The organism is Paractinoplanes ovalisporus (genome assembly GCF_016834655.1).
GTDB lineage: Bacteria > Actinomycetota > Actinomycetes > Mycobacteriales > Micromonosporaceae > Actinoplanes > Actinoplanes ovalisporus.
Genome location: NZ_JAENHP010000014.1, coordinates 47,556 through 73,548 on the forward strand (window position 1 = coordinate 47,556; position 25,993 = coordinate 73,548).

Annotated in this window: 18 protein-coding genes; 11 read left to right on the forward strand and 7 right to left on the reverse strand. The window is 69.9% G+C overall.

Annotated elements, in window-relative coordinates:
- Window positions 1-55: 55 nt before the first annotated feature.
- From JIG36_RS32730 to JIG36_RS32745, 4 genes are all read right to left on the reverse strand, one after another.
- Window positions 56-1,015, reverse strand: coding sequence for a hypothetical protein (locus JIG36_RS32730; protein ID WP_203380281.1), 960 nt, complete (start codon window positions 1,013-1,015; stop codon window positions 56-58).
- 14 nt (window positions 1,016-1,029) lie between these two features.
- Window positions 1,030-2,538: an OmpL47-type beta-barrel domain-containing protein gene (locus JIG36_RS32735; protein WP_236048664.1), complete on the reverse strand. Its 1,509-nt coding sequence runs from the start codon at window positions 2,536-2,538 to the stop codon at window positions 1,030-1,032.
- Window positions 2,539-2,552: 14 nt separating this feature from the next.
- On the reverse strand, window positions 2,553-6,494 hold the full coding sequence (locus JIG36_RS32740) for a ThuA domain-containing protein (protein WP_236048644.1): 3,942 nt from the start codon (window positions 6,492-6,494) through the stop codon (window positions 2,553-2,555).
- 161 nt (window positions 6,495-6,655) lie between these two features.
- Window positions 6,656-8,011, reverse strand: coding sequence for a multicopper oxidase domain-containing protein (locus JIG36_RS32745; RefSeq protein ID WP_236048645.1), 1,356 nt, complete (start codon window positions 8,009-8,011; stop codon window positions 6,656-6,658).
- 518 nt (window positions 8,012-8,529) lie between these two features.
- Between JIG36_RS32745 and JIG36_RS32750 the strand changes: the two genes are divergently transcribed.
- The 5 genes from JIG36_RS32750 to JIG36_RS32770 all read left to right on the forward strand — a co-directional run bounded on the left by JIG36_RS32750 (window position 8,530) and on the right by JIG36_RS32770 (window position 16,026).
- Window positions 8,530-11,766 (forward strand): GH92 family glycosyl hydrolase, encoded by a 3,237-nt coding sequence (locus JIG36_RS32750; RefSeq protein ID WP_203380284.1) that lies wholly within the window; start codon window positions 8,530-8,532, stop codon window positions 11,764-11,766.
- 14 nt (window positions 11,767-11,780) lie between these two features.
- Window positions 11,781-12,620 carry a class I SAM-dependent methyltransferase gene (locus JIG36_RS32755; protein WP_203380285.1) on the forward strand — a complete coding sequence of 280 codons (840 nt, stop codon included), beginning with the start codon at window positions 11,781-11,783 and terminating at the stop codon, window positions 12,618-12,620.
- A gap of 186 nt (window positions 12,621-12,806) precedes the next feature.
- A complete protein-coding gene (locus JIG36_RS32760; RefSeq protein ID WP_203380286.1) occupies window positions 12,807-13,478 on the forward strand; it encodes a hypothetical protein in 672 nt (223 codons plus the stop codon).
- A gap of 20 nt (window positions 13,479-13,498) precedes the next feature.
- Complete coding sequence (locus tag JIG36_RS32765) at window positions 13,499-15,184, forward strand: AbeC-like domain-containing protein (RefSeq protein ID WP_203380287.1); 1,686 nt, start codon at window positions 13,499-13,501, stop codon at window positions 15,182-15,184.
- Window positions 15,181-16,026 (forward strand): 5'-methylthioadenosine/S-adenosylhomocysteine nucleosidase family protein, encoded by an 846-nt coding sequence (locus JIG36_RS32770; RefSeq protein ID WP_203380288.1) that lies wholly within the window; start codon window positions 15,181-15,183, stop codon window positions 16,024-16,026. The genes JIG36_RS32765 and JIG36_RS32770 overlap by 4 nt, the downstream gene beginning before the upstream one ends.
- A gap of 27 nt (window positions 16,027-16,053) precedes the next feature.
- On the opposite strand, the gene JIG36_RS52485 is transcribed toward JIG36_RS32770, so the two are convergent.
- A complete protein-coding gene (locus JIG36_RS52485; RefSeq protein ID WP_236048646.1) occupies window positions 16,054-16,455 on the reverse strand; it encodes an Atu4866 domain-containing protein in 402 nt (133 codons plus the stop codon).
- Between the two features lie 146 nt (window positions 16,456-16,601).
- Entirely contained in the window at window positions 16,602-17,180 is a 579-nt protein-coding gene (locus JIG36_RS32780) for a helix-turn-helix domain-containing protein (protein WP_203380289.1), read from the reverse strand.
- Window positions 17,181-17,245: 65 nt separating this feature from the next.
- On the opposite strand from JIG36_RS32780, the gene JIG36_RS32785 reads away from it, so the two are divergent.
- Window positions 17,246-17,857 carry a class I SAM-dependent methyltransferase gene (locus tag JIG36_RS32785; protein ID WP_203380290.1) on the forward strand — a complete coding sequence of 204 codons (612 nt, stop codon included), beginning with the start codon at window positions 17,246-17,248 and terminating at the stop codon, window positions 17,855-17,857.
- Window positions 17,854-18,402, forward strand: a complete 549-nt coding sequence (locus JIG36_RS32790) for a DinB family protein (protein WP_203380291.1) — start codon at window positions 17,854-17,856, stop codon at window positions 18,400-18,402. Before JIG36_RS32785 ends, JIG36_RS32790 begins: the two co-directional genes overlap by 4 nt.
- 104 nt (window positions 18,403-18,506) lie before the next feature.
- On the opposite strand, the gene JIG36_RS32795 is transcribed toward JIG36_RS32790, so the two are convergent.
- Window positions 18,507-19,130, reverse strand: coding sequence for a TetR/AcrR family transcriptional regulator (locus tag JIG36_RS32795; RefSeq protein ID WP_203380292.1), 624 nt, complete (start codon window positions 19,128-19,130; stop codon window positions 18,507-18,509).
- Window positions 19,131-19,178: 48 nt separating this feature from the next.
- Between JIG36_RS32795 and JIG36_RS32800 the strand changes: the two genes are divergently transcribed.
- The 4 genes from JIG36_RS32800 (at window position 19,179) to JIG36_RS32815 (ending at window position 25,968) form a co-directional block, all read left to right on the forward strand.
- Entirely contained in the window at window positions 19,179-19,514 is a 336-nt protein-coding gene (locus JIG36_RS32800; RefSeq protein ID WP_236048647.1) for a PNPOx family protein, read from the forward strand.
- A 140-nt stretch (window positions 19,515-19,654) separates the two neighbouring features.
- Window positions 19,655-23,323, forward strand: a complete 3,669-nt coding sequence (locus JIG36_RS53565) for an alpha-L-rhamnosidase (protein WP_203380294.1) — start codon at window positions 19,655-19,657, stop codon at window positions 23,321-23,323.
- A gap of 97 nt (window positions 23,324-23,420) precedes the next feature.
- Window positions 23,421-24,860 (forward strand): ATP-binding protein, encoded by a 1,440-nt coding sequence (locus JIG36_RS32810; protein ID WP_203380295.1) that lies wholly within the window; start codon window positions 23,421-23,423, stop codon window positions 24,858-24,860.
- Between the two features lie 85 nt (window positions 24,861-24,945).
- Window positions 24,946-25,968, forward strand: a complete 1,023-nt coding sequence (locus JIG36_RS32815; protein WP_203380296.1) for a phosphotransferase family protein — start codon at window positions 24,946-24,948, stop codon at window positions 25,966-25,968.
- The last annotated feature ends 25 nt before the right edge of the window (window positions 25,969-25,993 follow it).

Below are 25,993 nucleotides of genomic sequence, written 5' to 3' on the forward strand. Positions count from 1 at the left end.
ATATAGGCCGGGCCCCGGACCGGGGCGGGTCCGGGGCCGGCTGGTGGAAGGGATGTCAGAGGTCGGCGGGACCCGCCGCCGTGGCCTCCTGCACCGCGTCGGTGCGGCGCTCCTCGGCCTTGGCGGAGTCGTCCTGCCTCGGGGCCGCGGGGCGGGCGGCCGAGCGGGCCGCGGCCGCCGCGCCGTCGGTGACGACGCCCTTGCGGATGCGGTTGTTGGGGGCGATCTGGGCGGCCGGGTTGTTGCCGGTGGCCGTCAGGGCGCCGTCGATGATGTTGTCGTCGACCGTCACGCCGCCGGTGGTGCTGGTGACGCTGACGTCCTTGCCGAAGAAGCCGCCGGACGCGCAGCTGTCGAGCGGGCCGTTCGGGCCGAGCTGCACCCCGCCCAGGTTGCCGGCGAAGGTGGCCTTACCCCGTACGGAGCTGCCGCAGATGACGCTGCCGGTGGCGCTGTTGAGCACCGAGAGCGTGCCGTCGACGAACGAGTCGTGCACGTCCGTGTAGTACGAGCCGGTGCTGTTGACGCTGCCCGTGACCTGCGTGTTCTGGTCGAGCCGGACCTCGCCGGCCTGGGCGGTGACGTTGCCGGCGATCGTGCTGTTCTCGACGAACAGGAAGCTGTCGATCGTCGTGGTGCCCTTGGCCCGTACGGTGACCGTGCCGCTCGACGCGTCCTTGAGGAACACGCCGTAGCCGCCCGCGGCCAGGATGACCGGGCCGTCGATGGTGGTCGTGGACGCGTCGAGATAGCCGTTGCCGGCCACCCGCACCTCGCCCGCGAACTTGCCGCCGGAGACGACCAGGTTGGCCCCGGCCTGCACGGTGATGTTGCCGGTGACGATGGTGCCGGTCAGCGAGCACGACTCGTTGGCCGGGACGAGCAGGTCGTTCGGCACGGTGACCGGGCCGCCGGTGCCGATGCAGTGGGTGACCAGCGCGGCCGTAGCCGGCAGGGCGGGGATCAGGCCGGCCAGCAGACCGGCGGCGGCGAAGACAGCAAAGCGCTTACGCATGATTTGGTTGCCTCTCATCGAGCGAAGGAGCCGATGTCCGAACGGGCGGCCGCGCGGACGATCGTGCCCTGCTGCCGTTTGGTGAGGGTGCCGCCGGCGACCAGCGCGGCCGTGACGGTCTCGACGTGCCGCACGAACGCGGCGTGGGTGGGGTACGAGGCGTACTCGTCGATCAGGTCGTTGATCGTGCAGCCGTCACCGGTGTCCACGTTCGGAATCCCGGTGTCGTCGCCGTCGATGACCACCGTCGCGCGGGTGTCGGGGACCTCGCAGGCGTCCGAGCCCGAGCCGACCACGGTGAACGTGACCGTCTTCTCGGGTGACGCGTTGCCCGCCGTGTCCGTCGCCCGCGCCCGTACGGTGTGAGCGCCGAGCCCGGTCACCACAACCGGTGCCGTATAGGCGAGCCAGGCGCCCGAGTCGAGTGCGTACTGGATCGACGCCACCTCGGAGTCGACGTCGTTCGCCGTCACCGTGACGGTCGCCCGCCCCACGTACGCACCGTTCTCGTTCTGCTCGCCGTCGACCTCGGCCACCACGGTCGGTGGCGTGGTGTCCGGCTCCTCCGCGGGCACCACCGTGAAGTGCGCCATCTTCTCGGCCGAGGTGTTGCCGGCCTTGTCGGTGGCCCGGTAGTGCAGCATGTGCATCCCGGCCGTGGAGACGACCACCGGAGCGGAGTACGCCGTGAAGGCCGCCCCGTCGAGCGAGTACTCGATGCGGTCCACCCCGGAGTCGTCGTCCGTGGCGGTCAGCGTCGCCGTGGCCGACCCGACGTAGTTGCCGTCGTCGTCCTGCGTACCGGCCAGCGTGTGGTTCACGGTCGGCGGAGTGGTGTCCTCGTCCGGCGCCGGCTCGACCACCGTGAACGACAGCGAGCCGATGGCCGACACGTTGCCCGAATTGTCCGTGGCCCGCGAGCGGAACGTGTGCGAACCGACCGCCGTCACCGCGACCGGAGCCGTGTAGGCCTGGAACGCCGCGTTGTCGAGCGAGTACTCGACGGTTTTGACCCCCGAGCCGCCGCTGTTGTCAGTTGCGTTCACCGTCACGGTGGCCGTACCGACGTAGTTGCCGTCACCGTCCTGGGTGCCCGCCGCCGTGGCGGTCACCGTGGGCGGCGTGGTGTCGGGATCGGGACCGGGCCCGTCGGTGACGACGAGCTCGCCGACCATCGTGCTGTGCCCCGGGATGGAGCAGAAGAACCGGTACCGTCCCGGGGTCAGCGTCACCGTGGCCTCGTGCCGCCCGTTGTTGGCGTCGAACGGGTTGGCCAGGATGTTGAGGTTGACGTCGTGGTTGTAGCCCTCGGTCGACGTGTCGAAGGTCAGCGTGTGCGGCATCCCGGTCGTGTTGCCGGTGGCCGCGCTGTTCTCGAACACGATGGTGGTCTCGCCGGCCGACGCCGAGGTGGGCGCCGACTTGTAGGCGGTGATGCCGTCGTCGGCGGTCCACGTCAGGGTCTGCGCCGCCCGCGCCGGCGACGCGAGGCCGCCGACGAGCAGGAGCAGAGCGACGAACAATCCAGCCACTCGTCTCACAGCGCACGCACCCGGATGTCGCGGAAGTCGACCAGGTCGGTGTCGCTGTGGTTCTGCAGGCCGATCAGCCCTTCCAGGAACTGCCGCTGATCGGTCGGCGGGTCACCGGCCCGCGAGGACTGCTTGCCGGGCGTGTTGTCGAACTCGTTGATGACGACCCCGTTCCGGATGATCGTGTAGTGCTGGCCGACGACCCTGATCTCGTAGGAGTTCCACACGTTCTTCGCCGTGGGACGGGCGGCCGCGATGGGGTTCGGGTCGAAGTTGTAGATCGAGCCGGTCTTCTGCACCTCACCGGTCTCACCGTCGTAGATCTGCACCTCGTGGCCGCAGTAGATGGCTACCCAGGCCTGGGAGGTACGGGCCGAGCCGACGGTCCCGCAGCTGCCCGCGGGCCGCTCCTCGAGCGGGATCCGGGGGTCGGGGAACCGGGTGAAGACTCCGCTGTTGCCGCGGGCGTCGCCGGGTGCGACATCCCGGAACTGCAGCGTCAGCGAGAAGTCCTTGAACGGCTTGGTGTAGTAGAGCATTCCGAGCCCGCCGCTGGGCCGCAGCGACCCGTCCGGCTGGATCGTGAACTGCCCGGTCGGTGCCTGCGCCCAGTCCTGCAGCGACTCCGGCGTGCCGTTGTAGATCGAGACGTAGCCGGTGTGGCCCTCGGTGCCGATCTTCGAGGAGGCGGCCAGGCGGGTGAGCGTGCCGGCCTCCCGGTCGTTCAGCTTGCCGTCCTTCTTGAGCGAGGCGGCGACCGCGTTGACGTGCCGGACGAAGGCGTCGTGCGTCGACCACGTGCTCTCGTCGTCAATCAGGTCGTCGATCGTGCAGCCCTCGCCGACGACCCGGTTCGGAACCCCGGTGTCGACATCGTCAAGCCGTACGGTGGTCGAAGGGTCGGCCACAACGCAGCCCACGGTGACTTCGGTCGTCACGGTTGACGTCGTGCCACCCGCGTAGGTCACCACCAGCGTCGCCGTGTACTTGCCGACCTTGGCGTACGTGTGCACGGGGTTGGCCTCGGTCGAAGTGCCGCCGTCGCCGAACGTCCACTTGTACGACAGACCGCCCGAGCGGGAACCGTTGAACGCCACCGTCAGCGGCTTGTTCTGCACCGCCACCGAGGTCGCGGCCGGCACCGGCGTCGGCGCCCCACCCTGGTAGGTGACCCGGATCAGCTTCTGGTTGGCGTGCAAGCTGAAGAAGCCACCCGCGTAGTCGAGCATGTAGAGCGCGCCGTCCGGGCCGAACTTGGCGTCCATCCACGACTGCAGCTGGTTGGCGCCGCCACCGGCCGGGATGATGGCCCGCAGCGACTCCCCGAACGCCGGCGGCTTGCCCGGCTCGGTGACCGTGACGGCGACCCGGTTGGCCGCGTTCGACTGGTCGCCGATGAGCCACTTGTCGTTCCAGTACGACGGCCACGCCACCTTCGACGCGGGGTCGACCAGATCACGGTGGTAGGTCGGGCCCGACATGACGGCCTGGCCGCCACCCCGCAGGTACGGCTGGGTGTAGGTCGCGTCGGCGGCCTTGTAGGTCGGGATGTCGCTGCCTTCCCGCTTCGGGAAGACCGGGCCGCCGCCGTCCGGCGAGTACCAGATCATGTTGTCCTTGATCGGCGGCAGGTCGGTCAGGCCGGTGTTGCGCGGCGACTCGTTCTTCGGAGCGTTGCAGTCGTACCAACCGGTCAGCACCTTGGCGTCGGTGTTGCTGCGGTCGCGGTAGGGCTGCCGGTTGCCCATGCAGTAGGGCCATCCGTGGTTGCCGGCCTCGGTGATGATCGTGGCGGTCTCGTACTTGGCCGGGCCCAGCTCCGGGCTCGGCGAGCCGGCGTCCGGTCCGACCCAGCCCGCGGTCAGCCACTGCTTCTTCTCGTCGACCTGCAGGCGGGCGATGTTGCGGACACCCATCACGTAGATCTCCGGGCGGGTCTTCTCCGTCCCCGGCGGGAACAGGTTGCCCGACGGGATCGTGTAGGTGCCGTCCGCCTCCGGGTGGATCCGGATGATCTTGCCGTTGAGGTCGTTGGTGTTTCCGGCCGTACGGCGTGCGTCCTGGAACGAGGTGCCCGCGTACTCGGCCGTCCAGTTGTTGCCGGAGTAGCCGTCCGAGCCCTGGGACGAGTTGCTGTCACCGGAGCCGACGTACAGGTTGCCCTGCTTGTCGAACGCCATGCCACCACCGGCGTGGCAGCAGCTGTGGATCTGCACCGGCCAGTTCAGCAGGTCCTTGCGGGTGCCCTGGTCGATCGTCTGGGCCGCTTTGTCGTACGTGAAGCGGGAGACGGTCCGCTGCCCGATGCGCTTCTCGCGGTCGATCGAGGCGTGCGGCATCCAATAGACGTACAGATAGCCGTTGGTGGCGAAGGCCGGGTCGGGCACGATGCCGAGCAGGCCCTCCTCGTTCTTCTGCAACTCGTCGCCGCTGCCCCGGTTGCCCATGACGGGCAGGGTGGTCAGCAGCTTCACCTGCTTGGTGGCCGGGTTGTAGGAGTGGATCGTGCCGCAGCCCAGGCCCACGTTGGGGTCGGTCCACGGGACGATCGGCCCGCTCGGGCAGGCCGCCTTGCCGACGTAGAAGACCGTGCCGTCGGGGGCGATGGTCAGCCCGTGCGGCTCACCGATCTGGTCGAGCTGGCCGGTCTGGTTGGCCGCGGTCAGCTTCTCCACCTTGTAGTTCGAGGCGATCGTGGCCTGGCAGTCCCCGCGCGTGATGCCGCTGGTCCAGCCGAGCGCGCCGGTCAGGTGCTTGCGGAACGCCTCCTCCGAGTACGAGCCCTCGGTGTGACCCATCCCGGTGTAGAAGGACCGGCCGCCGTCGTAGTCACGGCACCAGGAGATCGCGTGGAACGGGCCGTTCGCGCCCAGCCCCGGGTTGTAGTGCCGCTCCTCGACCTGGGCCAGGGTGTGCACCTGCCCGACCGGGTTCGGATCCCAGTTGTACCAACGGTCCTCACGCGTCACGGTCAGCGGCAGGCCGGCGGTGGCCGGGTGCTGCCGGTCGAGGATGTCGACCACCGAGCGGGCCACCGCGGGCGGGGCCGGGGTCTCGGTCGTACCCGTGAACAGCCGCAGATCGGCCAGCTGGGTCAGGGGCTCGCCGCTGTTGGCGGTGATGTTCAGGCGGTAGAACTTGTAGTCGCCCGGGGTCGCCACCTCGAACCGGCGGATCTGGAAACGGTCCGGGAACGTCTGCCCTGCGCGCCCGTCCACGTCGGTCCAGGTCTGCCCGTCCGAGGAGCCCTGCAGCTTCCAGTCCTTCGGGTCACGCCCCGACGAGTCGTTGGCCGACGTCAACGCGTACGCGGTGATCCGCGCCGGCGCCGCCAGCTCGAAACGCGCCCACCCGGTCGGCGTGCGCACCAGCCACTTGGTGTTGGCGTCGCCGTCGATGAGCTTGACCGCGGTCTCGTTCGGCGGGTTCTCGCCGCTCGCGGTGACCGCCGAGACGGGGTGGGCGACCGGGATCGCGCCGGCCGGCCGCGTGCCGATCAGGCCGGTGAACCACGTCGAGTCGAGCTGGGCCCGGGCCGCGTCACCGATGCCGAGGAACCCGCCGCCCGCGTTGACAAAGCCTTTCAGAGCGGTTTCCTGTACGCCGGTGAGCGTCACGCCGTCGGCCGAGAGGAAGACGACGGCCCGGTACGGGGCGAGGCCGCTCGCGCTGAAGACGGCGGGATCGGTGCTGGACGTGACTTTGAGGCCCTGAGCGGCGCCGAGCTCCTTGATGGTCTGGGTCGCCTTGGCCACCGGGTCCTGCTGGCCGGCGGCAGCGCCCGAGAAGACGAGCACGCCGGGTTCGGCGGTGGCGGCGGCGGCCGCGGCGAGTTTGGCGGTGCCGCCGGGCTGGGCCGGGTCGGTGGGAGCCGAGGTGGGCTGGGACGGCTCGGCCGCGGCCGACTGGGCGGCCGGAGCCACACCGAACGCCAAGATCGAGGTCAACCCCAAGATCAACGATCTCCGCAGGGGGCCCACCCTCCCCAGGGGGCGCCCCCTCAGTCCATTGTCGTCGGGGTTGGCGATCTTCGCTTGGGGGGCTGTGGACAACCGGGAATTGTGGATAACTCCGGGCTTCTCTGACGGGTCCCTGTAGCGTCTTAGCCTCATTGGCCTGTCCCTCCGTGGACGTGCGTTTGAGCCGTGCCTGCGGTCGTGGGCGACTGAGCCGCGCCGGCGGTTGCCTGCGACTGGGCCGCCCCTGCGTTTGCCTGCGACTGGGCCCCTGCCTTGGCCGCTGCCGCCGCCGCGTGCTGGTGGCCGTTGAACCGGTCGATCGCCTCCTGCGCGCCCGGCGGCATCGTGCCGTCGGCGTTGCGCACCAGGAAGATCCCGGCCATACCGGTGTCGGAGTGCGACTGGACATGGCAGTGGTACATCCACGCGCCGGGGCCCACCGCCTCGCCGGCCACGACCTGGAAGCCGAACGAGTTGCCGGGGTTGAGGTCCTTGTTGTCGACCACCGGGCTGGGGTCGGACGGGCCTTCGAGATATCCCGTACGGTTGTCCGCCCAGCGGTGGGCGTGCACGTGGAACGTGTGGAAGAAGTTGCCGTGGCCGATCGCGATCCACTCGACGCGCTGGCCCAGGTTCGCCTCGAACATCGGCGTGTTGGGGGCGACCTTGTTGTTGATCTGCATGTCGTTGAACACGACCGTGAACTGCTTGTCGGGCAGGATGTCGCCGCGCCGCCGGACGATCAGCGCGCCGTACAGGCCCTTGATCAGCCCGGCCGTGCCGTGGTCGGTGCCCATCGCGTGGTCGTGGTAGTGCCAGTAGCCGGCGCTGCCCGGCGTGAACCGCCGGCCGCTGGTGGCGGTCATCTCGTGCGAGCGCCACACGTACTTGCGGGTCTCGCCGGGGGCGTTGAACGAGTTGTTGAACGGCGCCCCGTCGGAGTCGGTGCTGTAGTCGACCCCGTGCGGGTGGATGGAGAGCCGCTGGTTGGTCGTGTTGACCAGGGTGATCTCGAGGGTGTCCCCCTCGTACATCTCGAGCACCGGGCCGGGGATGGTCGCGGTCTCGGGGGTCAGGCCGTAGCCGAACTGGTTGCCGGGCAGCGCCACCGCGTACATCGTGATCTTCTTGGTGACGCCCTCGGCCGCCTTGGCCGGCCCGCTGCTGGTCGTCGTCGCGACCGTGACCGCGCCGCCGGTCAGCCCGAGAACGCCGGCCGCGGCGAGCAGCGAGCGCCGCCGGACCTGCTCGGCCCCGCCGCCGGACTCGACCGCCCCGCGCCGCCCGATGACAGGCTCACCGCCACCCGCGGAATCCAGGCTGCCCGCAAAGGCGCCGCCCGCAGAGACGGCGCCCGCGGAGCTGAGCGCCGCATCCGGCATCGAAGCGGGCGCCGTCGCCTCACCGGCGAAAGCGGTAGAAGCGGCGGAAGCGGCGGCCGAGCGCCGGTCCGCGCCCCGGCCCCACCACCGCCCGAGTCGGCTGACAACGTTGTCATTTCTCATGCGCGTCCTCCCGCGTCACCGGCCACGAACCGGGACGCCCACGTGTCGGAAGAGGTGCCCGCGGAGCGCCGCCCGGGCCGCCCCACCGTCGAGGACTGCCTCCGCGACCGGAGCCCATCGGAGCCACCGGGAACGGATCGGGGACCACTCGCAGACGGTTCGGAACGTCCCACGGTCGGGGCGGACCCCTCGCGCGGGCGATCAAGACGGCCCACGACGCGGGCCGGAGGCCGAGGCCACGGCACCGCCACGCCCGACCCGGGCCGCCACCCGCCTGCCGTGCGTCTGTTACGGACTTTTCTCGGGAGAATCAAAACTTCGGTCTGATATGAGCAACTTATGACTCACATCGATGAAAGTAAAGGTCCCGGCGACGAAAGTGGACGATCGGAGGCTGTCTATGACTACTCATTGACGGCTTCCGATGGGCGTGTTTACTATCGCGAAACTTGACAACGTTGTCACGAAGATCCGTCGCGCGCCTCCCCCACATCCCCCCGCGAACGGCAGGTCGCACCATGCGCAGACACACCACCTGGCTCGCCACCCTGCTGCTGACCGCCGGCCTCGGCGTCGCAGTGACCTCAGCGCCCGCGGCCGCCGCGGCCGGAGACTTCACGACCGGCTTCGAGGCCGGCGATCCCGCGCCCACGTGGCAGAACAGCGTCGAAAGCAGCTCCGGCGTCACCGGCTACTGCTGCTCGCTGACCGCCATGGAGAGCGCTCCCCGCAACGAGACCGCCCACACCGGCACCGCGGCGCTGATGTACTCGGGCAACGACACGAGCACCACCACGTCGTACTCGTACAACCGCCTCTACGACGTGGACATCCCGGTGACCTCGGCGACCACGCTGTCGTACTGGCTGTATCCGCAGTCCGGCGGCCACCTCGACGTCGCGGTCGATCTGGTGTTCACCGACGGGAGCCGCCTTCGCGACTCCGGCGCGGTGGATCAGAACGGCGTCCGGCTTCATCCCTCGTACCAGGGAAACGGGTCTGTTCTTGGTTTTGACCGCTGGAACTACGTGACCTCGTCGATCGGGCAGTGGGCGGCCGGGAAGACCGTCGACCGGATCCTCATCGGCTATGACCAGCCGGCCAACACGGGCACGTTCCGCGGCTACCTCGACGACCTGGCCATCACCGCCGACGCCCCCGCCACCCGCCTGTCCGACCTGGTCGACACGCGGCGCGGCTCCAATTCGGACGTCAGCTACTCGCGCGGCAACACGTTCCCGGGCGCGACCGTGCCCAACGGCTTCAACTTCTGGACACCGGTCACCAACGGCAACAGCGACGGCTGGCTCTACCAGTACAACTCGACCACCGTTCAGGGCTTCAGCGTCAGCCACGAACCCAGCCCCTGGATCGGTGACTACGGCCAGCTCCAGGTCATGCCGATGACCGGCTCGATCAAGACCACGCCGGACGCCCGCAAGTCGACGTTCAGCCACAGCAACGAGGTGGCCAAGGCGCATTACTACAAGACCAGGCTCGACACGTACGGAATCACCGCCGAGATGTCGCCCACCGACCACGCCGGCGTGATGCGGTTCCAATACCCGGCGGCCAGCGAGTCGGTCATCGTCTTCGACACCATCGACAAGGTCGGCGGCTCGATCAGCGTCAACCAGAGCGCCCGTACGATCACCGGCTACCTCGACCACAAGGGCCCGCGCCTGTACTTCTCGGCCACCGTCGACAAGGCCATCGCCGCCACCGGAAGTGTGAGCGGGCAGGGCGTCACGAGCTGGATCCGCTTCGCCACCACGGCCAACGAGCAGGTCACGCTGAAGATGGCCACCTCGTACATCAGCGTCGCGCAGGCCACCGCCAACCTGTCGCAGGAGGTCGGGGCCAAGAGCTTCGACACCGTACGGGAGGAGGCCGCCGCCCTGTGGGACACCACGCTCGGCAAGGTGCGCCTGGAGGGGGCCTCGACCGACCGCCTGGTGACCTTCTACTCGAACATGTACCGGGCCTTCATGTACCCGAACAACATGTCCGAGACGGTGAACGGGGTGCGGCGCTATTTCAGCCCGTACGACAACCAGGTGCACGACGGGCAGATGTACGTCAACAACGGCTTCTGGGACACGGCCCGGGCGGTGTGGCCGCTCTACACGTTGCTGTCCCCGACCCGTACGGGGGAAATGCTCGACGGTTTTGTCAACGCCTACAAGAACGGGGGCTGGACACCACGCTGGTCCGGCCCCGGCTACATCGACATCATGGTGGGCACGAACCAGGATCTGGCGTTCGCCGACGCGTACATGAAGGGCGTGCGCAACTTCGACTACCGGGCGGCCTACGCGTCCATGGTGAAGAACGCGGCCGTGTACTCGTCGTCGGGCTCACGTGGGCGCAAGGGGATCGAGGTCTCCACGTTCAAGCGGTACGTCCCCACCGACGTACGCGGGGAATCGGCCTCGTGGACGCTCGAGGACGCGAACAACAACTTCGGCATCGCTCAACTGGGTAGGGCGCTCGGCTTCACCGAGGACGCCGCCTACTTCGAGAACCGGGCCCTGGACTACGCGAACCTGTACTCGGCGTCGACCGGGTTCTTCCGCGGCAAGCAGTCCAACGGCTCCTGGCGTACGGCCGATTCCGCCTTCAAGCCCAACGAGTGGGGCTACGAGTTCACCGAGGGCGCGCCCTGGCACTACGCCACCCCGGCGCCGCAGGACCCGCAGGGCATGGCCAACCTGTACGGCGGACGGGCGCAGCTGTCGGCGAAAATCGACTCGGTCTTCGCCGCCTCCCGCGACTACCTGCCCGGCTCGTACGGCGGTGTCATCCACGAGATGCGCGAGGCCTACGACACCAACATGGGCCAGTACGCGCACCCCAACGAGCCGATCCACCACATGCTCTACATGTACAACTACGCCGGCACGCCGTCGAAGACCCAGACCCGGGTGCGGGACGTGCTGACCAAGCTGTACGGCTCGGGGGCCGGCAACGGCGGCGGATACCTCGGTGACGAGGACAACGGGCAGATGTCGGCCTGGTACGTGTTCAGCGCGCTCGGCTTCTACCCGGCTCGCATGGGCAGCACCGACTACACGATCGGCGCGCCCCTGCACCCGTCGGCCACGGTCAGCCTGGAGAACGGCCGCTCGTTCACGGTCTCGGCGCCGGGCGTGAGCGACACCAACCGCTACATCCAGAGCGCCACCCTCAACGGGGTCGCGTACACGAAGAACTACATCACGCACGCCGACCTGCAGGCGGGCGGAACGTTGAGCTTCGTGATGGGCCCCAACCCGTCCTCGTGGGGCACCGGCGCCAACGACGTGCCCCCGTCGATCACCAGCGGCAGCGCAACGCCCCGGCCGCTGGCCGACCGGGTCACCGGCAGCACGGTCACGGCCAGCGGCGAGAACCCGCCCAACGAGACCGCCGCCAAGCTGGCCGACGACACGTCGCTGACGAAGTGGCTGACGTTCGCCGGCACCGCCACCCTGGAATCCCGCCTGGCCACCGCCACGGCCGTCAAGCAGTACACCCTCACGTCGGCCGAGGACGCCCCCGAACGCGACCCGAAGAGCTGGACGTTGCAGGGCTCGAACGACGGCACCACCTGGACGACGGTCGACACCCGCACCAACCTGGACTTCGCCGACCGCCGCCAGACCCGCGCGTTCGTCATCCCCAACACGACGGCCTACTCCCGCTACCGCTTGCAGATAACCGCCAACCACGGCGCCACCGCCACCCAGATGGCCGAGTGGGAGCTGCTCTCCTAAGTCACACTGTCCCGATGGGCGACACAAGCAGTACCGGTTACGGGGGCGCCGCTCGGTGGAACGGCGCCTCCGGGCAGGCCTGGGTTCAGACGCAGGCGCTGATGGATGCGATGTACCGGCCGCTCGAGGAGTTGCTCGTTGAGGCGGTCAGTGCGCGGCGGCCCCGGAGCGTTCTGGACGTGGGGTGCGGCACGGGGGCGACGACCGTGGCCGTGGCGGCGCGGCTGGGGGAAGGCAGCCGGTGCTGTGGGGTGGACATCTCCGAGCCGATGGTGGCGGCGGCTCGGGCCCGGGGCGGGGCGGCGACGTTTCTCCGGGCCGACGTGCAGGAGCACGCATGGGCGGCCGGTGAGTTCGACGCTGTCATGTCGCGGTTCGGGGTCATGTTCTTCGACGATCCGGTGCGGGCCTTCGGGAATCTGCGCGGCGGGGCCACCGACGACGCCTCGCTGGTGTTCGTGGCGTGGCGCGACATCGAGGAGAACCCGTTCATGACCGCGGCCGAGCGGGCGGCCGGGCACCTGCTGCCGGACATGCCACCACGGCGGCCGGACGGGCCGGGGCAGTTCGGCTTCGCCGATCGCGACAAGGTGCACGGGATCCTGGCCGAGGCCGGCTGGACCGGGATCAGCATCGAGCCGATCGACGTCACCTGCGCCTTCGGGGAAGAGGATCTGGTCGGCTATTTCACGCGGCTCGGGCCGGTGGGGCTGGCCCTGCCGGGAGTGGACGACGCGACGCGGGAACGGGTCATCGACACCGTGCGGCCGGCCTTCGCGCCGTTCGTCCATGGGCCGGAAGTACGTTTCACCGCCGCCTGCTGGCTGGTGAAGGCACACTCGACCGGGCAATAGCCGGAACCGCCCGCCATTCGGGCGTCACCCTTCCGACGATCGTCCCGCGCGGTTTCTCCGGAACGGACGCTGCGCTCCGATTATGCCGGCTCTACGCTTTCCGCCAAGAGCCCGGCATCTTTCGGGGCGCAATTCTCCATTCCTTTGTCCGATCGGAAACCGCGGAAAATGAACGACCCTGATCCGGTGAACGAATTCCGTCCGCCGTCCGCTCCTCCGCCGTGGATCGTCTCGGAGACGCCGCCCGCACGCCCGGCGTCCCGGGGGCACCGGTGGCCGATCGTGGCGGTCATCGCCTCGGCCGTGGTGGCCGCGGGAGCCGGAGCGGGCGCGGTCGCCTGGGCGCAGCAAACCGAGACGCCGCCGGCGATCGCCTCAGCTCCTGCGCTCCCCGCCCAGCAGGACCCGGTTCCGGGACCGACGACGGACGAACCCTATCCGGAGCCGGAACCCGAGGCGGCGGCGCTCGCCGAGCTCGAGCGGATCAGCGCGCAGGACCTCACGGCGACCCAGATGACCGGGCAGTACGTCGCCCAGCTGGCCTCCAAGACGCCCGGCATCAAGGATCCGCTGCAGCTGGCCGCCGACGGCACGCACACTTTCCGGGCCACCGACATCCTGCTGGAGCATCAGCGACTCCGTGCGGATCCGCAATTCGATGATGCCCAGATCGTTCTGCTGAAGAGCACCACCTTCGGGAAACGACAGCTCTATCGCGGGCAGCCGCTCTACATCACGTTCGCGATCGCCGGATTCGACGAAAAGAACGACGTTCTCGGCTGGTGCTCGAACCATTTCCCGGGATATTCCGGCGACTCCCTGCTCAACCTCTGCACGGCCCGACGACTCCAACCGTGAACAGATACAGGAGCTCCACCATGGTCGCGCCCGTTCAGCGCGCCGGCTCACGCCGGACGTACGACATGCCCAATCCCTATCCGCAGGACCCGACCACCGCGACCCGGCACCTGTGCGCGGCCGCCTACCTCGACGAGTCGTTCCGCACCCGCAGCCTGCGGTACGTCTACTACCAGGCCAAGCGGCTGGTCGCACCCTCGTTCGGCTTCGACCTGGTGCCGGTGCTGTCGCACTGCCTGCGGGCCCGCAACGGCGCCCTGGTCCGGGGCGCCGTCCTCCTGCTGACCCTCGTGACGGCCGCCTTCATCTCAACGCCGGTGTGCGTCGGCACCCTCGCGGCGGTGGTCGGACTGCAGGTCACGGTGTCGACCTACCGGCTGGTCCGGGACGCCCTGCGCGACCTGCGGGCCGGCGTGCCGATCGACCGGCAGACGCTGATCCCGCGGGTGATCCTGATGAGCGTCGGCTGGGGGCTGGTCATGGTCGTGTTCATGCTGGCCGTGGGCCAGTTGCGGAACACGCCCAGCGCCTACTCCTACGCCGACGGATACCCGTCAACGTCGTCCAGCGAGACCGGCGTCGTGTTCCTCATCCTGATCGTGTTCCTGTGGCCGGTGGCGCACGCGATCTGGCGCCAGAACGAGCTCTCCCGGCTGGTCCCGGGCTCGCCGCTGCGCATGCCGCACCGCACCGAGCGCCTCGACGAGGTCGGCCGTCAGCAGCGCGGCAACACCGCCGTCTACAGCGGCTACCGCCCGTACGTGGGCTCCGGACCGGTTGTCTCCACCGAGGGGATCGCCCTGCGGCTGGTGCGGCCCGAGTCGCCCCTCCACGGCCTGCACGCCGAGGCGGGGCCGACCGAGCTGCAGCGCGAGTTCGAGCAGCCGCCGTTCCAGGCCCACGAGATCATTTCGTACGTACGGGATCACCTGACCGCGGTCCTGCCCGGTCACCGGGCCGAGGAGGAGATCGCCGGGCTCAGCGTCGAGGACCGGATCTGCCTGGCCGGCACCGAGGTCGGCGAGCTCAGCCCGGACACCTCGCCCGAGGTGACGGCGGCGGTCGTCCAGCACCCGACGACCCCGGCCCGGCACTACCTGACCTGCCAGGTGTTCGGCTGGGGCGGGCAACTGGTCACGACCGTGTACGTCCACATCGCCGTACAGGGAAGGTCTCTGTATCTCGAGATGACGACCACGGCTCTCCCGCCGTGCGCCGAGCAGTACCGCGTCGTCGACACGGCCGAGGCCACCGAGCCGGTCGCGTGGCTCCAGGCGCTCGGGCGCAGTGTGATCGAGACGCCGAGCATCATCGCGCGGGCGCCGCTGACCATCGGGCGGGCGGTGGCCGACCTGGTGATCGGGTCAGGTCAGGTCGCGGGGGCGGCGACGCTGTCCCGCGGATTCGATTACGGCGCCCGATATTCCGTACGGGAAATGGGAACCGAACTCGTGCTGCGCAACGGGCGCTATCTCGAGGACGGGTTGCGCAACCTGACCCAGATGCAGGACGTCGACCGCTACCGCCACCTGATCGAACGGCGGGTGCTGGCCGCGGTCCTCGACTTCCTGGAGGACAGCGGCGTGGACACCGTCGAGTACCGGGCGCGGGCGGCGTCGATCCTGAACGTCACCGGCGGCCACAACAACTTCGGCGGGACGAACACCTACAACGGCAGCGTGACCGTGCAGGCGGGTCGCTCGTGATCCGGATCAGCGGCGGGTTCAACAACCTCGGCGGCACCAACTCGTTCCACGCGCCGATCACCGTGGGCGAGCCGGATATGGACGAGCCGGACACGCGCCGGGCCGATATCGGAGTGCTGACCGTCATCGACGAGGAGATCCGGGCGGTGGTCGAGGTGCTGAGGAACCTGGACGGCTGTCGCACGCGGCGTCTGGCCGACGGGCCCATGGCGTACGAGGCCTGCCTGCCCGGCCACGACGGACGCCCGCTGCGGATCGCCGCCGTGCAGACGCTGACCCGCGGCACCGACTCGGCCGCGCTGGCCTGCCGGGGGCTGATCGACGCCTACCACCCGGCCACGGTGCTGCTGGTCGGCATCGCGGGCGGGGTGAACCCGAAGGTCCAGGTGGGCGACGTGGTGCTGGGCGACAGCGTGATCTCGTACGACGCCCGCCGGGAGACCGCGGAGGGAACCCGCCGCCGAGGCCAGACGCAGGTGGTCAGCGCGGCCGTCACGCACCGCCTCAACGAGTTCTTCCGCGACCGGCCGGCCCGCGGTTTCGGCATCCACCGGGGACCGATCGGCTCGGGCAACGCGGTGGTGACCGACGCGCGGTCCGAGATCCGACATTGGCTGCGCGACGTCAACGAGAAGGTCATGGCCGTCGAGACCGAGGCCGCGGGCGTGGCCCAGGCTTTCCACGAGACCGCGCTGCGGGCCGGCCATCCGGTGGGCTGGTTGCCGGTCCGCGGCATCTCGGACACTGCCGACGAGCACAAGACCCACTCCCATCACGACCTGGCGGCCCGCAACGCCGCCGCCACGATGGCGCTGCTCGCGCCCTACCTGGACTTCCGGTGAGCGACAGCCCGCGCCGATGAGGCGGGTTCAGCGGGCGGCGCGACGGTGGGCTTCGCTGCCCTCGCGATAGAACAGGTAGCCGCCGTGGTGCAGGACGTCGCCTTCGAAGCGGCCGTCGGCGGTGAAGCCGGAGTCGTCCCAGTAGTCGATGTGGGCGCCCCGCACCTCGTAGCGGCCGGTGTAGGCGCTGGCCCGCGAGCCGCGGGCCTCGTCGTAGCGCCCGCCCGGCAACAACTCCTGGCGGATGTGGTTGTCGGCGGTGACCCACATTCCGACGTACGGATGTGAGGCCGCGGAACTCGCGTCGGCGGGCTCGGATCCGGGCTCCGGAGCTGTGCGGCAGGCCGCGAGTGCGCCCGCCGCGAAGAGGAGCACCGCGAGGCCGACCTGGCGTCGCACCCCGGCTGTCCAGCGCTTGTATTCGCTCATGAACCCAAGCTAGGTGCGCGCCGGGCCGCCGTTCAGGGTGCGTCACACCCACCCACGCGTCACCCGAGCTCCCACCCGCGCACCGCCGGAACTCCCGCCCACGCGGCGCCCGAGCTTCCGTCCGCACGCCGCCGATCAGCGGTTTGTCACTCGTGGCCGGGGGACAGGTGGGCGCGCTCGCCCTGGGCGCCGAACAAGGTCAGCAGCTCGGCCGGCTGGGCGTCGGCGCTGCCGATCCAGTGCGGGGTGCGGGTGTCGAACTCGGCGGCCTCGCCCGGGCCCAGCTGGAACTCGCGCTCGCCGAGCTGGAAGCGGATGTGGCCGTTGAGCACGTAGAACCATTCGTACCCGTCGTGGGTCTGCAGCTTCGTCGTGGGCGAGCGCCCGGCCGGCGGGTAGATCACCTTGTACGCCTGGACGCCGCCGGCCCGCCGGGTCAGCGGCACGATCGTGAGGCCGTGCCGCCGGATCGGCTTCAGGTGGATGCGCGGATCGCCGGTGGGCGGGGCCGCGACCAGGTCGTCGAGCGGCACCCCGTGCGCCCGGGCCAGCGGCAGCAGCTGTTCCAGGGTCGGCCGGAGCTTGCCGTTCTCGAGGCGCGACAGCGTGCTGGCGGTCAGACCGGTCTCGGCGGCCAAATCGGCCAGCGTGACGCCGCGGGCCTTGCGGAGCTCGTGCAGGCGGGGACCGACCCCGGCCAGGACGTCCTGTTCCACGGTTCCCATCGGCCCATCATGCGGATCCGCAACTTTTCTTGCAAGTCTGGAACGGCGGCGGTGATGCTGGTGGCATGACTGCGGAGACGTTCTGGGAGAAGCATTACGGCAAGCGACGTACGTGGGGCGGCCGCGCCAACCCGCTGCTGGTCGAGACGGCCGGCGGGTTGACCCCGGGCGCGGCCCTGGACCTGGGCTGCGGCGGGGGTGGCGACGCCCTCTGGTTGGCCCGGCAGGGCTGGCAGGTCACCGCCGTCGACGTCTCCCCCACCGCCGTCGAGGGGGTGCGGGCCGCCGCCCGTGACGAGGGCCTGCCGGTGACCACCGCGCAGCACGACCTGGCCGAGAGCTTCCCGGAGGGCAGCTTCGACCTGGTCTCCGCGCAGTACTTCCACACGCCGCTCCCGCTGGACCGGGCCCGGGTGCTGCGCACCGCCGCACGGTCACTGCGCCCCGGCGGCCTGCTGCTGGTGGTCGACCACGGATCGACCGCGCCCTGGTCGTGGAACCAGGACCCGGACACGCGCTTCCCGACCCCGTACGAGGTGGCCGCGGAACTTGATCTGAGCCCCGAGGAGTGGAGCGTGGTGCGGGCCGACATGCCGCAGCGGAAGGCGACCGGGCCGGGCGGGCAGTCGGCCACGGTCACCGACAACGTGCTCGCGATCCGGAGGGCCGCCGCATGAGGGACACCGCCCCGACCGACCGGACGGCCCGCCGCGTGAAGAACACCGACCGAGCTGCGGCTCCGACCGGACGGAAGGCCCGCCGCGCCAAGGACGCCGGCCCGCCCGCGACCCCGGACGACGAGAAGGCGACTCTGCGGGGCTTCCTCGACTATCTGCGCGAAGCGATCATCACCAAGGCGTCGGGGGTCGAGGAGCCCGCTGTCCGGGAGCCCGGCGTCTCCTCCGGCACCAATCTGCTGGGCCTGGTCAAACACCTGACGTACGTGGAGCGCTTCTACTTCCTCGGCCGGCCGATCACCTCGATGCGCCGTACGTTTCAGCCGACCCGCAAGGAGACCGTCGAGCAGTTGGTGGCCGACTACCGGGAGGCGGTCCGCGAGTCGAACGAGGTCATCGACGCGTGCACCGACCTGACCGAGCCGGCCCCGCGGCCGGGCCGCACGATGCGCTGGACGCTGGTCCACATGATCGAGGAGACGGCACGCCACGCGGGCCACGCCGACATCCTGCGCGAGCAGATCGACGGCGCTACCGGACGCTGAGCGGCAGCGCGGAAGGCGGGGCGCGCACGGGCAGACGCGGGCGGCACGGATAAGCGCGGGAAGGCGCGGGGCAGCGCTGGCTGCGTGGAAAAGCGCGGGGTGGGCTACCGGCCGTTCAGCAGGTCGTCGATGGTCAAGGGTGACGGCGGGGGCAGTGGGCCCGTCACGCGGAACGCCGTGAGGAGGTAGCCGAGCAGGCGGCGGGCCGCGGCCGGGGCGAACTCGCTCGGGCCGGCCGCGATGCCGCCGACGGCCAGGACTATGACGGCCAGGTCGCCGGGGACGAAGTCGGGGCGCAGGGTGCCTGCGGCCTGGGCGCGGCGGACCAGTTCGGCGAAACCGTCCACGGCCCGGGTGCGTTCCGCGGACAGGCCGCCGGTGAAGGCGGCGCCGAACGCCCTGTTCTCGGTGTGCATCAGGCACACCTTTTCGAGAAAGAGGCAGAATCCGCGCCACGGGTCGGGGTCGGCCAGGGCGTCGTCGACGGTGGCCGCGCACACCCGGAACTCGGCGGTGAAGGCCTCCGCGAGCAGCGCCTCCTTTGTCGGGAAGCGGCGATAGACGGTGGCCACGCCGACGCCGGCCCGCCGCGCGATCGAGGGCATCGAGACCTCGGGACCGCGTTCGGCATAGAGGCCGCGGGCGGCGGCGACAATGCGGTCGCGATTGTCCTGAGCGTCGCCGCGGAGCCCTTCGGCGGGGCGGGAGTGAGAGGTCGGGATGCTCATTCCTATCAGTTTATGGCATCGCGCTCGGACGCTGTTAGCGTGGTCGGTATGAGGTTCCAGAAATTGGTTGACGGGTTCAATTCCTGCGCGCTCTCGCTGCGCGATTCGCCGCGGTTCGGACCGGCAGCGAGCAGGCATCTGACGATCGTCAGCTACACCGGGCGGCGCTCCGGGAAGGAGTTCAGCACACCGGTGGCGTACAAGCGGAAAGGCGGGACGGTCGCCATTGTGGTGCAATTTCCGGACGCCAAGAAATGGTGGCGTAATTTTGCAGGCCAGGGCGGGCCGCTGACGCTGGAACTGGACGGCCGGAAGCAGACGGGGCATGCGGTGGCGCGACGCGACGGACGCACCCGGGTCAAGGTGACGGTGAGCCTGGACTGACGCCGCGGGGCCTTGCGGGCAACTCCGAAGACACGTCTTGAGTCGATCAAGGAATTGACCATAACGTGAAGGGCAGCACGTATTGAAACGTTCAAATACGTGAATCCCCACTACGGACTCCCCCCACCGAGGAGAACCCGATGGCCCGTAGAAACCTGCGGGGTGCGTTCGCGCTGCTCCTGGCGACCGCCACCGCCCTGTCCACCCTCCCCTCCCCCGCTGCCGCCGCCCCCGAACCCGCGAACAAAGCCCCCGAACCCGCGAGCAAAGCGGCCGAACACGCGAGCAAAGCCCCCGAAAGCGCGACCAAAGCAGCCGCCGCGGTCAACCTCGACGCCGCCCACTGGATCTGGTACCCCGAGGGCGACCCCGTCCAGACCGCCCCGGCCGCCACCCGCTACCTGCGCCGCACCTTCACCGCCCCCACCGGCCCCTACACCGACGCCCAGCTCGTGCTTACCGGCGACGACACCGTCGACGTGTGGCTCAACGAGACCTACCTGGCCGGCTCCCCCCGCACCACCGACGCGTGGCGCCAGGCCCGCTACGTCGACCTCGCCGCGGCCCTCAAACCGGGCGCCAACACGCTGCGGATCGCCGTCCGCAACACCAGTTCCGGCCCGGCCGGCCTGCTCGGTCACCTGCGGGTCGCCGCCTCGGGCGGGACGGTCGACCTGGTCACCGATGGCACCTGGCAGGCGGCCACCACCGTGCCCGAGACCTGGGTGACCGCGAAGGACCTCGGCCCGTACGGGAATGGGCCGTGGTCTCGCAATGTCAGCGCCCCAGCCGACGCCGCCTCGCCCGTCACCCTGGCCGGCCTGACCACCGAGCGGCAGACCAACCCGATCGGGCTCGACGCGCGCAAGCCCCGCTTCGGCTGGCGGCTCGTGGCCGGCGTCAACGGCCAGGTCCAGGGCCGCTACCAGGTCACCGTCGGCACCTCCCCGGGCGCGACCGACGTCTGGGACTCCGGGCAGGTCGCCTCGGGTCAGAGCGTCGACGTCCCGTACGGGGGCCCGGCCCTGACGAGCAACCGCACATACCATTGGCGCGTACGCGTGTGGGACGCCCAGGGACGGCCCAGCCCGTGGAGCCCGGCCGCGCGTTTCGACACCGGCCTGTTCGACCCGGCGTCCGAGTGGCAGGCCGGTTTTGTCGGCGCCCCGGTCACGGCGAATCTCACCGGAGCGAGCTGGATCTGGTATCCCGAGGGCGATCCGGTCAACTCCGTGCCGGCCGGAACGCGCTACTTCCGCCGTACGTTCGACCGCTCCGCCGCCGGCACCCCCGCAACCCTGGTCGTGACCGGGGACGACACCGCCGACGTCTGGATCAACGGCACACCGGTCAGCAGTTCGCGCCGGGTCGCCGACTCGTGGAAGCGGGCCACCACCGTGGACGTGACCGCGCAGCTGCGGACCGGCAGCAACACGATCGCGATCGCCGCCACCAACACCACGGCCGGGCCGGCCAGTGTGATCGCCAAGCTCGGTTCGCTGGTCACCGACGGCGCCTGGAAGTCGAGCCAGACCGGGCCGTCGGGCTGGCAGCAGCCCGGGTTCGACGACAGCGCCTGGACCGCCGCCCGGGTCAGTGCCCCGCTCGGGGGCGGGCAGTGGGGCTCCCAGGTTTCGGTGCCGTCCTTCACCCCGTACGTCAGCAAGGGTTTTGATCTGGCGAAGCCGGTCGCGCGGGCGAGACTGTTCGCCACCGCGCTCGGCCTGCACGAGACGTTCCTCAACGGGGCCCGGGTCACCGACGAGCGGCTGGCGCCGGGCTGGACCGACTACACCAAGCGCCTGCAATATCGGGTGTACGACGTGACCGCCAAGCTGCGCACCGGCGGCAACACGCTGGGCGCACTGGTCGGCAACGGCTGGTACTCGGGCAGTCTCGGGTTCGCCGGGAGCCAGCGCTACGGCACGCAGCCGTGGTATTCGGCCCGGTTGAGCGTCGAGTTCACCGACGGCACGCGCACCGACGTCCGTACGGACGGCTCCTGGACCTCCGCCCCCAGCACCGTGGTCGCCGACGACCTCTATCACGGCGAGGACCAGGACGCGCGGATCACGAGCACGGCCGGCACCCCGGTCGCGGTCCGCACGGCCGCCCAGCCCACCCTGGTCGCGCAGGTCGACCCCGGCGTCACGGTGCAGCAGGAGTTCACGCCGAAGGCGATCACCCAGCCCAAGCCGGGGGCGTGGATCGTCGACCTGGGCCAGAACTTCGCGGGCTGGAACCGGCTGAAGGCCACCGGACCGGCCGGCACGAAGGTCACGTTGCGGCACGGCGAGATCCTGAACGCCGACGGCACGCTCTACACCACCAATCTGCGCGCGGCCCAGGCCACCGACACGTTCACGCTGGCCGGAACCGGCGCGACGGAGGTGTTCGAGCCGAACTTCACGGTGCACGGTTACCGGTACGTCGAGATCACCGGCTACCCGGGCACGGTCACCGCGGACAGCCTGACCGGCCGGGCCGCGTGGACCGACGGCGCCGGGACGGGCACGTTCACCACCAGCGACCCGATGATCAACCAGGTGCAGCACAACATCCTCTGGGGTGCGCGCTCCAACCTGCTCTCGATCCCGACCGACTGCCCGCAACGCGACGAGCGGCTGGGCTGGACCGGGGACATCGCGTCGTTCGCGGCCACGTCGACGTTCGGCTTCGACACGCACGGGCTGCTGGCCAAGTTCGCCGACGACATGGTCGACGCGCAACGCTCGGACGGCGCGTTCACCGACGTGGCGCCCGCGGTCATCGACGGCGCGGGCAAGGCCGGCTGGGCCGACGCGGGCGTGATCGTGCCGTACACGATCTGGCAGCGCTACGGCGACCTCGCGCCCGCCGACAAGCACTTCGCGGCGATGGCGAAATACGTCGACTACCTGCGCTCGACGGCGGGCGCCGACCTGGTCCGCAACCACGAGACGTTCGGTGACTGGCTCAACGTCGACGACAACACCCCCAACGACGTTTCCAGTACGGCGTTCTTCGGCTGGTCGGCCCGCCTGGTGTCCCGCATGGCGGCGGCCACGGGGCGGACGGCGGAGGCCGCGTCCTACGGCACGCTGGCCGACCAGATCGCGGCCGCGTTCACCAACCGGTTCGTGGCCGCCGACGGCACGGTCGGCAACAACAGCCAGACCGGGTACGTGCTGGCGCTGGCGTTCGGCATGGTCCCCGCCGCTCGTCAACAGGCGGTCGCGGACAAGCTCGCGGCCAAGGTGGACGCCCGCAACGGCCACCTGTCGGTCGGTTTCATGGGCGTGGAGAACCTGCTGCCGGTGCTGGCCGACCACGGTCACGCCGACACCGCGTACCGGATCCTGCAGCAGCCCGACTATCCCGGCTGGGGTTACATGAACTCGCGCGGCGCCACCACGATCTGGGAGCGCTGGGACGGCATCCGGGTCGACGGCTCGTTGCAGGACCCCGGCATGAACTCCTTCAACCACTACGGCCTGGGCTCGGTCGGCGACTGGCTCTACCGTGCGGTCGGCGGGGTCGCGCCGGCGTCACCCGGCTATCGGCAGGCGCTCATCGCGCCCAGACCCGGCGGTTCACTCACGGCCGCGTCGTCGTCGCTGAGTTCCCCGTACGGCGTGACGAGCTCGTCCTGGACCCGCAACGGCAGCAAGCTGACCCTCGAGGTGGTGGTCCCGCCCAACGCAACCGCCCTCGTCAAGGTGCCCGCAGCCACGGGCGCGACGGTCAACGCACCGCCGGAGGCCGTGCCGCAGGGGCCGGGTAGTTATTCGCTCGGCTCGGGCCGCTACACCTTCACGGTGACCGGCTAGCTCTTGGTTGCTTGCGCTCTCCACGGGCACGATCAGCTCGTGGAGAGCGTATGTAAATTGCATCTACGTAGATGGCATCTACCTGAAGGCAGGCGCTGTGTTCGTCGGGCGTCATGCTGAGCTGTCGCTCCTGACCAGGCGACTCGACCACATCACGCGGACGGGTTCGGGCTTGGCGGTGGCGATCCGCGGCCGTCGCCAGGTCGGCAAGTCACGCCTCGTCCAGGGGCTCTGTGACCGCTCCGGCCTCCCGTACCTCTATTTCACCGCGGTCAAGGGCGCTTCGATCACCGGGTCGACGAACCGGCTGCTCACCGATCTGAGGGCGTCGGACCTACCGAACGATCACGCGCTGCTGCCGGACACACCCCCGGGCGGCGGCTGGGGTGACACGCTGCGTCTGCTGGCCGGCACGCTGCCGGACCAGCCGTGCATCGTCGTCCTGGACGAGGTGCCGTCGCTGGCCGAGCAGGACGACACCTTCGACGGACAGTTGCAGGTCGTCTGGGACCGCTTGCTCTCCCACCGGCCGGTCCTGCTCCTTCTCCTCGGCAGCGACCTGCACATGATGCAGCGGCTCACGGCCTACGACCGGCCGTTCTACGGGCGCGCCGACGACCTCGTCCTCGGGCCGCTCAACCTGGCCGAGACAGCCGCCGCGACCGAGCTCGCCGGGTCGGACGCCATCGACGCGCACCTGGTCACCGGCGGCCTGCCCGGGATGCTGCTGCGATGGCCGGCGGGGGTCGGGCCCGACGACTATCTGCGCGACGAGCTCGCCGATCCCGCCTCGCCGCTGTTCACGGTGCCGGAGCAGTCACTCGCATCGGAGTTTCCCAACCCTGACGTGGCCCGGCGCGTCCTGGAGGCGATCGGCGGCGACGCCCGCGCCTTCACGAACATCGCCAACGTCGCCGGAGGCCGAGGCGAGCCGATCAGTTCCGGCACGCTGTCCCCGTTGCTGCGGCAGCTCACCGAGGACAAACAGGCCCTGGTCGTCGACCAGCCGCTGTCGACCACGAGCGGCAAACCCGCGCTGTACCGCGTCGCCGACAGCAATCTGCGCCTCTATCTCGCCGTCCTGCGTGACGTCTCCAACCTGACCCGGCGGGGCCGGGCCGAGGCGGCCTACGCCCTGTTCCACGACCGCTGGACCAGCTGGCGCGGCCGGGCCGTCGAGCCGCTGATCCGCCAGTCGCTGGAAGAGGCCGCGATCGGCGGGATGCTGCCCTGGCCGGGGGCTCAGGTCGTCGGGGGATGGTGGAACCGCCAGTTCAACCCGGAGATCGACCTGATCGGCGCCGACCGCGGCCCGATCGCCTCGCGGATCCACTTCTGCGGGTCCTTGAAATGGCTGGGCACCCCCTTCGACAACCATGACCTGCGTACCCTCCGCGAGGCCGTCCGGCATGTTCCCGGCTTCGACCCCTCGGACACCGGGCTGGTCGTGGTCAGCCGTTCCGGCACGAACCTGGCGGACGGAGCTGTCGACGTGGTGTGGGGTCCGGAGGACGTCGTCGCGGCCTGGCAACGCTGACCACATCGGCCTTCGACGGTCGCCGATCCGGAGGCCGGGCGGTCAGCTCCTTGGCTCGCGCGCTCACCATGGGCACGATCTGTCCATGGAGAGCGTGACCAAGAACCGGCAGACGGCCGCAACACTGCACGCGATGGTCGTGCGGGCCTACGGTTCCGGCGAGCTTCTGTCGTACGAGGAACTGGGCGACGGCTGGTTCAACGTGGCGTACCTGATCCGGTTGCGCGACGGTCGGCGGGTCGTCCTGAAGATCGCGCCGCCGGCCCACGTCGAGGTGATGAGCCACGAGCGCGGGGCGATGGCCACCGAACTGGCGGCACTGCACCTGATCCGCTCCCGCAGCAGCGTGCCGGTGCCGGTGGTCGACTTCGCCGACTCGAGCCATGATCTGTGCGACGCCGACTACTTCTTCATGCGGTACATCGACGCCGACAACCTGGGTCTACTGCAGTTGTCGTCGTCGGAGCGCGACCACTACAACGCGGCGCTGGGAGCGGTCAACCGGTCGCTGAACGAGATTCGCGGCGCGTGGTTCGGGTCGCTGACCGGGCCCGGAACGTCTTCCTGGCGAACCTGCTTCACCGATCGCTTGGACGAGACCCTCCACGACGGCTCCATTCGTGGCGTGGACCTGGGATTCGGCTACGACGTGATCCGAGTTTTCGCCGACACCCATGTGGACGCGCTCGACGAAGTGGTGACGCCCCGCCTGATCTCGACCGATCTGTGGGACGGCAACACCATGGTGCGGGACGGCCGGATCGCCGGCATCATCGACCTCGAGCGGGCGATGTTCGGAGATCCGTTGATGGAGGTCGGTTTCGCCGGCATCGACCTCCCGGACGCGTTCGGCGATCCGACAGCTTTCATCCGCGGTTACCGCCATCCTGCCCTGACACCGCGCTCGCGCCGGCGACGCCGCCTCTACACCCTGCTCCTGCTCCTCACGATGATCATCGAAACCGAGTACCGCGCCTATACCACCTCGGCCCAGTACGACTTCGCCCGTGCCCAGCTGCAACAGCTACTTATGCAGACGGCATCAACATCAAGGCCGCAGCCCTCGCCGCGGTCCGGTGGTGGCCTCTGGCTCGACCGCGACTTGTAGTCGAACGCGGCCCGACGATCACCGT

What these genes read in the sequence shown, in the direction of transcription:
- JIG36_RS32730 (WP_203380281.1), bottom strand. Translation starts at nt 1,015, where the DNA reads ATGCGTAAGCGCTTTGCTGTCTTCGCCGCCGCCGGTCTGCTGGCCGGC.
- JIG36_RS32745 (WP_236048645.1), bottom strand. Translation starts at nt 8,011, where the DNA reads ATGAGAAATGACAACGTTGTCAGCCGACTCGGGCGGTGGTGGGGCCGG.
- JIG36_RS32750 (WP_203380284.1), top strand. Translation starts at nt 8,530, where the DNA reads ATGCGCAGACACACCACCTGGCTCGCCACCCTGCTGCTGACCGCCGGC.
- JIG36_RS32800 (WP_236048647.1), top strand. Translation starts at nt 19,179, where the DNA reads ATGAGGTTCCAGAAATTGGTTGACGGGTTCAATTCCTGCGCGCTCTCG.
- JIG36_RS32780 (WP_203380289.1), bottom strand. Translation starts at nt 17,180, where the DNA reads ATGGGAACCGTGGAACAGGACGTCCTGGCCGGGGTCGGTCCCCGCCTG.
- JIG36_RS53565 (WP_203380294.1), top strand. Translation starts at nt 19,655, where the DNA reads ATGGCCCGTAGAAACCTGCGGGGTGCGTTCGCGCTGCTCCTGGCGACC.
- JIG36_RS32795 (WP_203380292.1), bottom strand. Translation starts at nt 19,130, where the DNA reads ATGAGCATCCCGACCTCTCACTCCCGCCCCGCCGAAGGGCTCCGCGGC.
- JIG36_RS32815 (WP_203380296.1), top strand. Translation starts at nt 24,946, where the DNA reads ATGGAGAGCGTGACCAAGAACCGGCAGACGGCCGCAACACTGCACGCG.
- JIG36_RS32790 (WP_203380291.1), top strand. Translation starts at nt 17,854, where the DNA reads ATGAGGGACACCGCCCCGACCGACCGGACGGCCCGCCGCGTGAAGAAC.
- JIG36_RS32765 (WP_203380287.1), top strand. Translation starts at nt 13,499, where the DNA reads ATGGTCGCGCCCGTTCAGCGCGCCGGCTCACGCCGGACGTACGACATG.
- JIG36_RS32785 (WP_203380290.1), top strand. Translation starts at nt 17,246, where the DNA reads ATGACTGCGGAGACGTTCTGGGAGAAGCATTACGGCAAGCGACGTACG.
- JIG36_RS52485 (WP_236048646.1), bottom strand. Translation starts at nt 16,455, where the DNA reads ATGAGCGAATACAAGCGCTGGACAGCCGGGGTGCGACGCCAGGTCGGC.
- JIG36_RS32755 (WP_203380285.1), top strand. Translation starts at nt 11,781, where the DNA reads ATGGGCGACACAAGCAGTACCGGTTACGGGGGCGCCGCTCGGTGGAAC.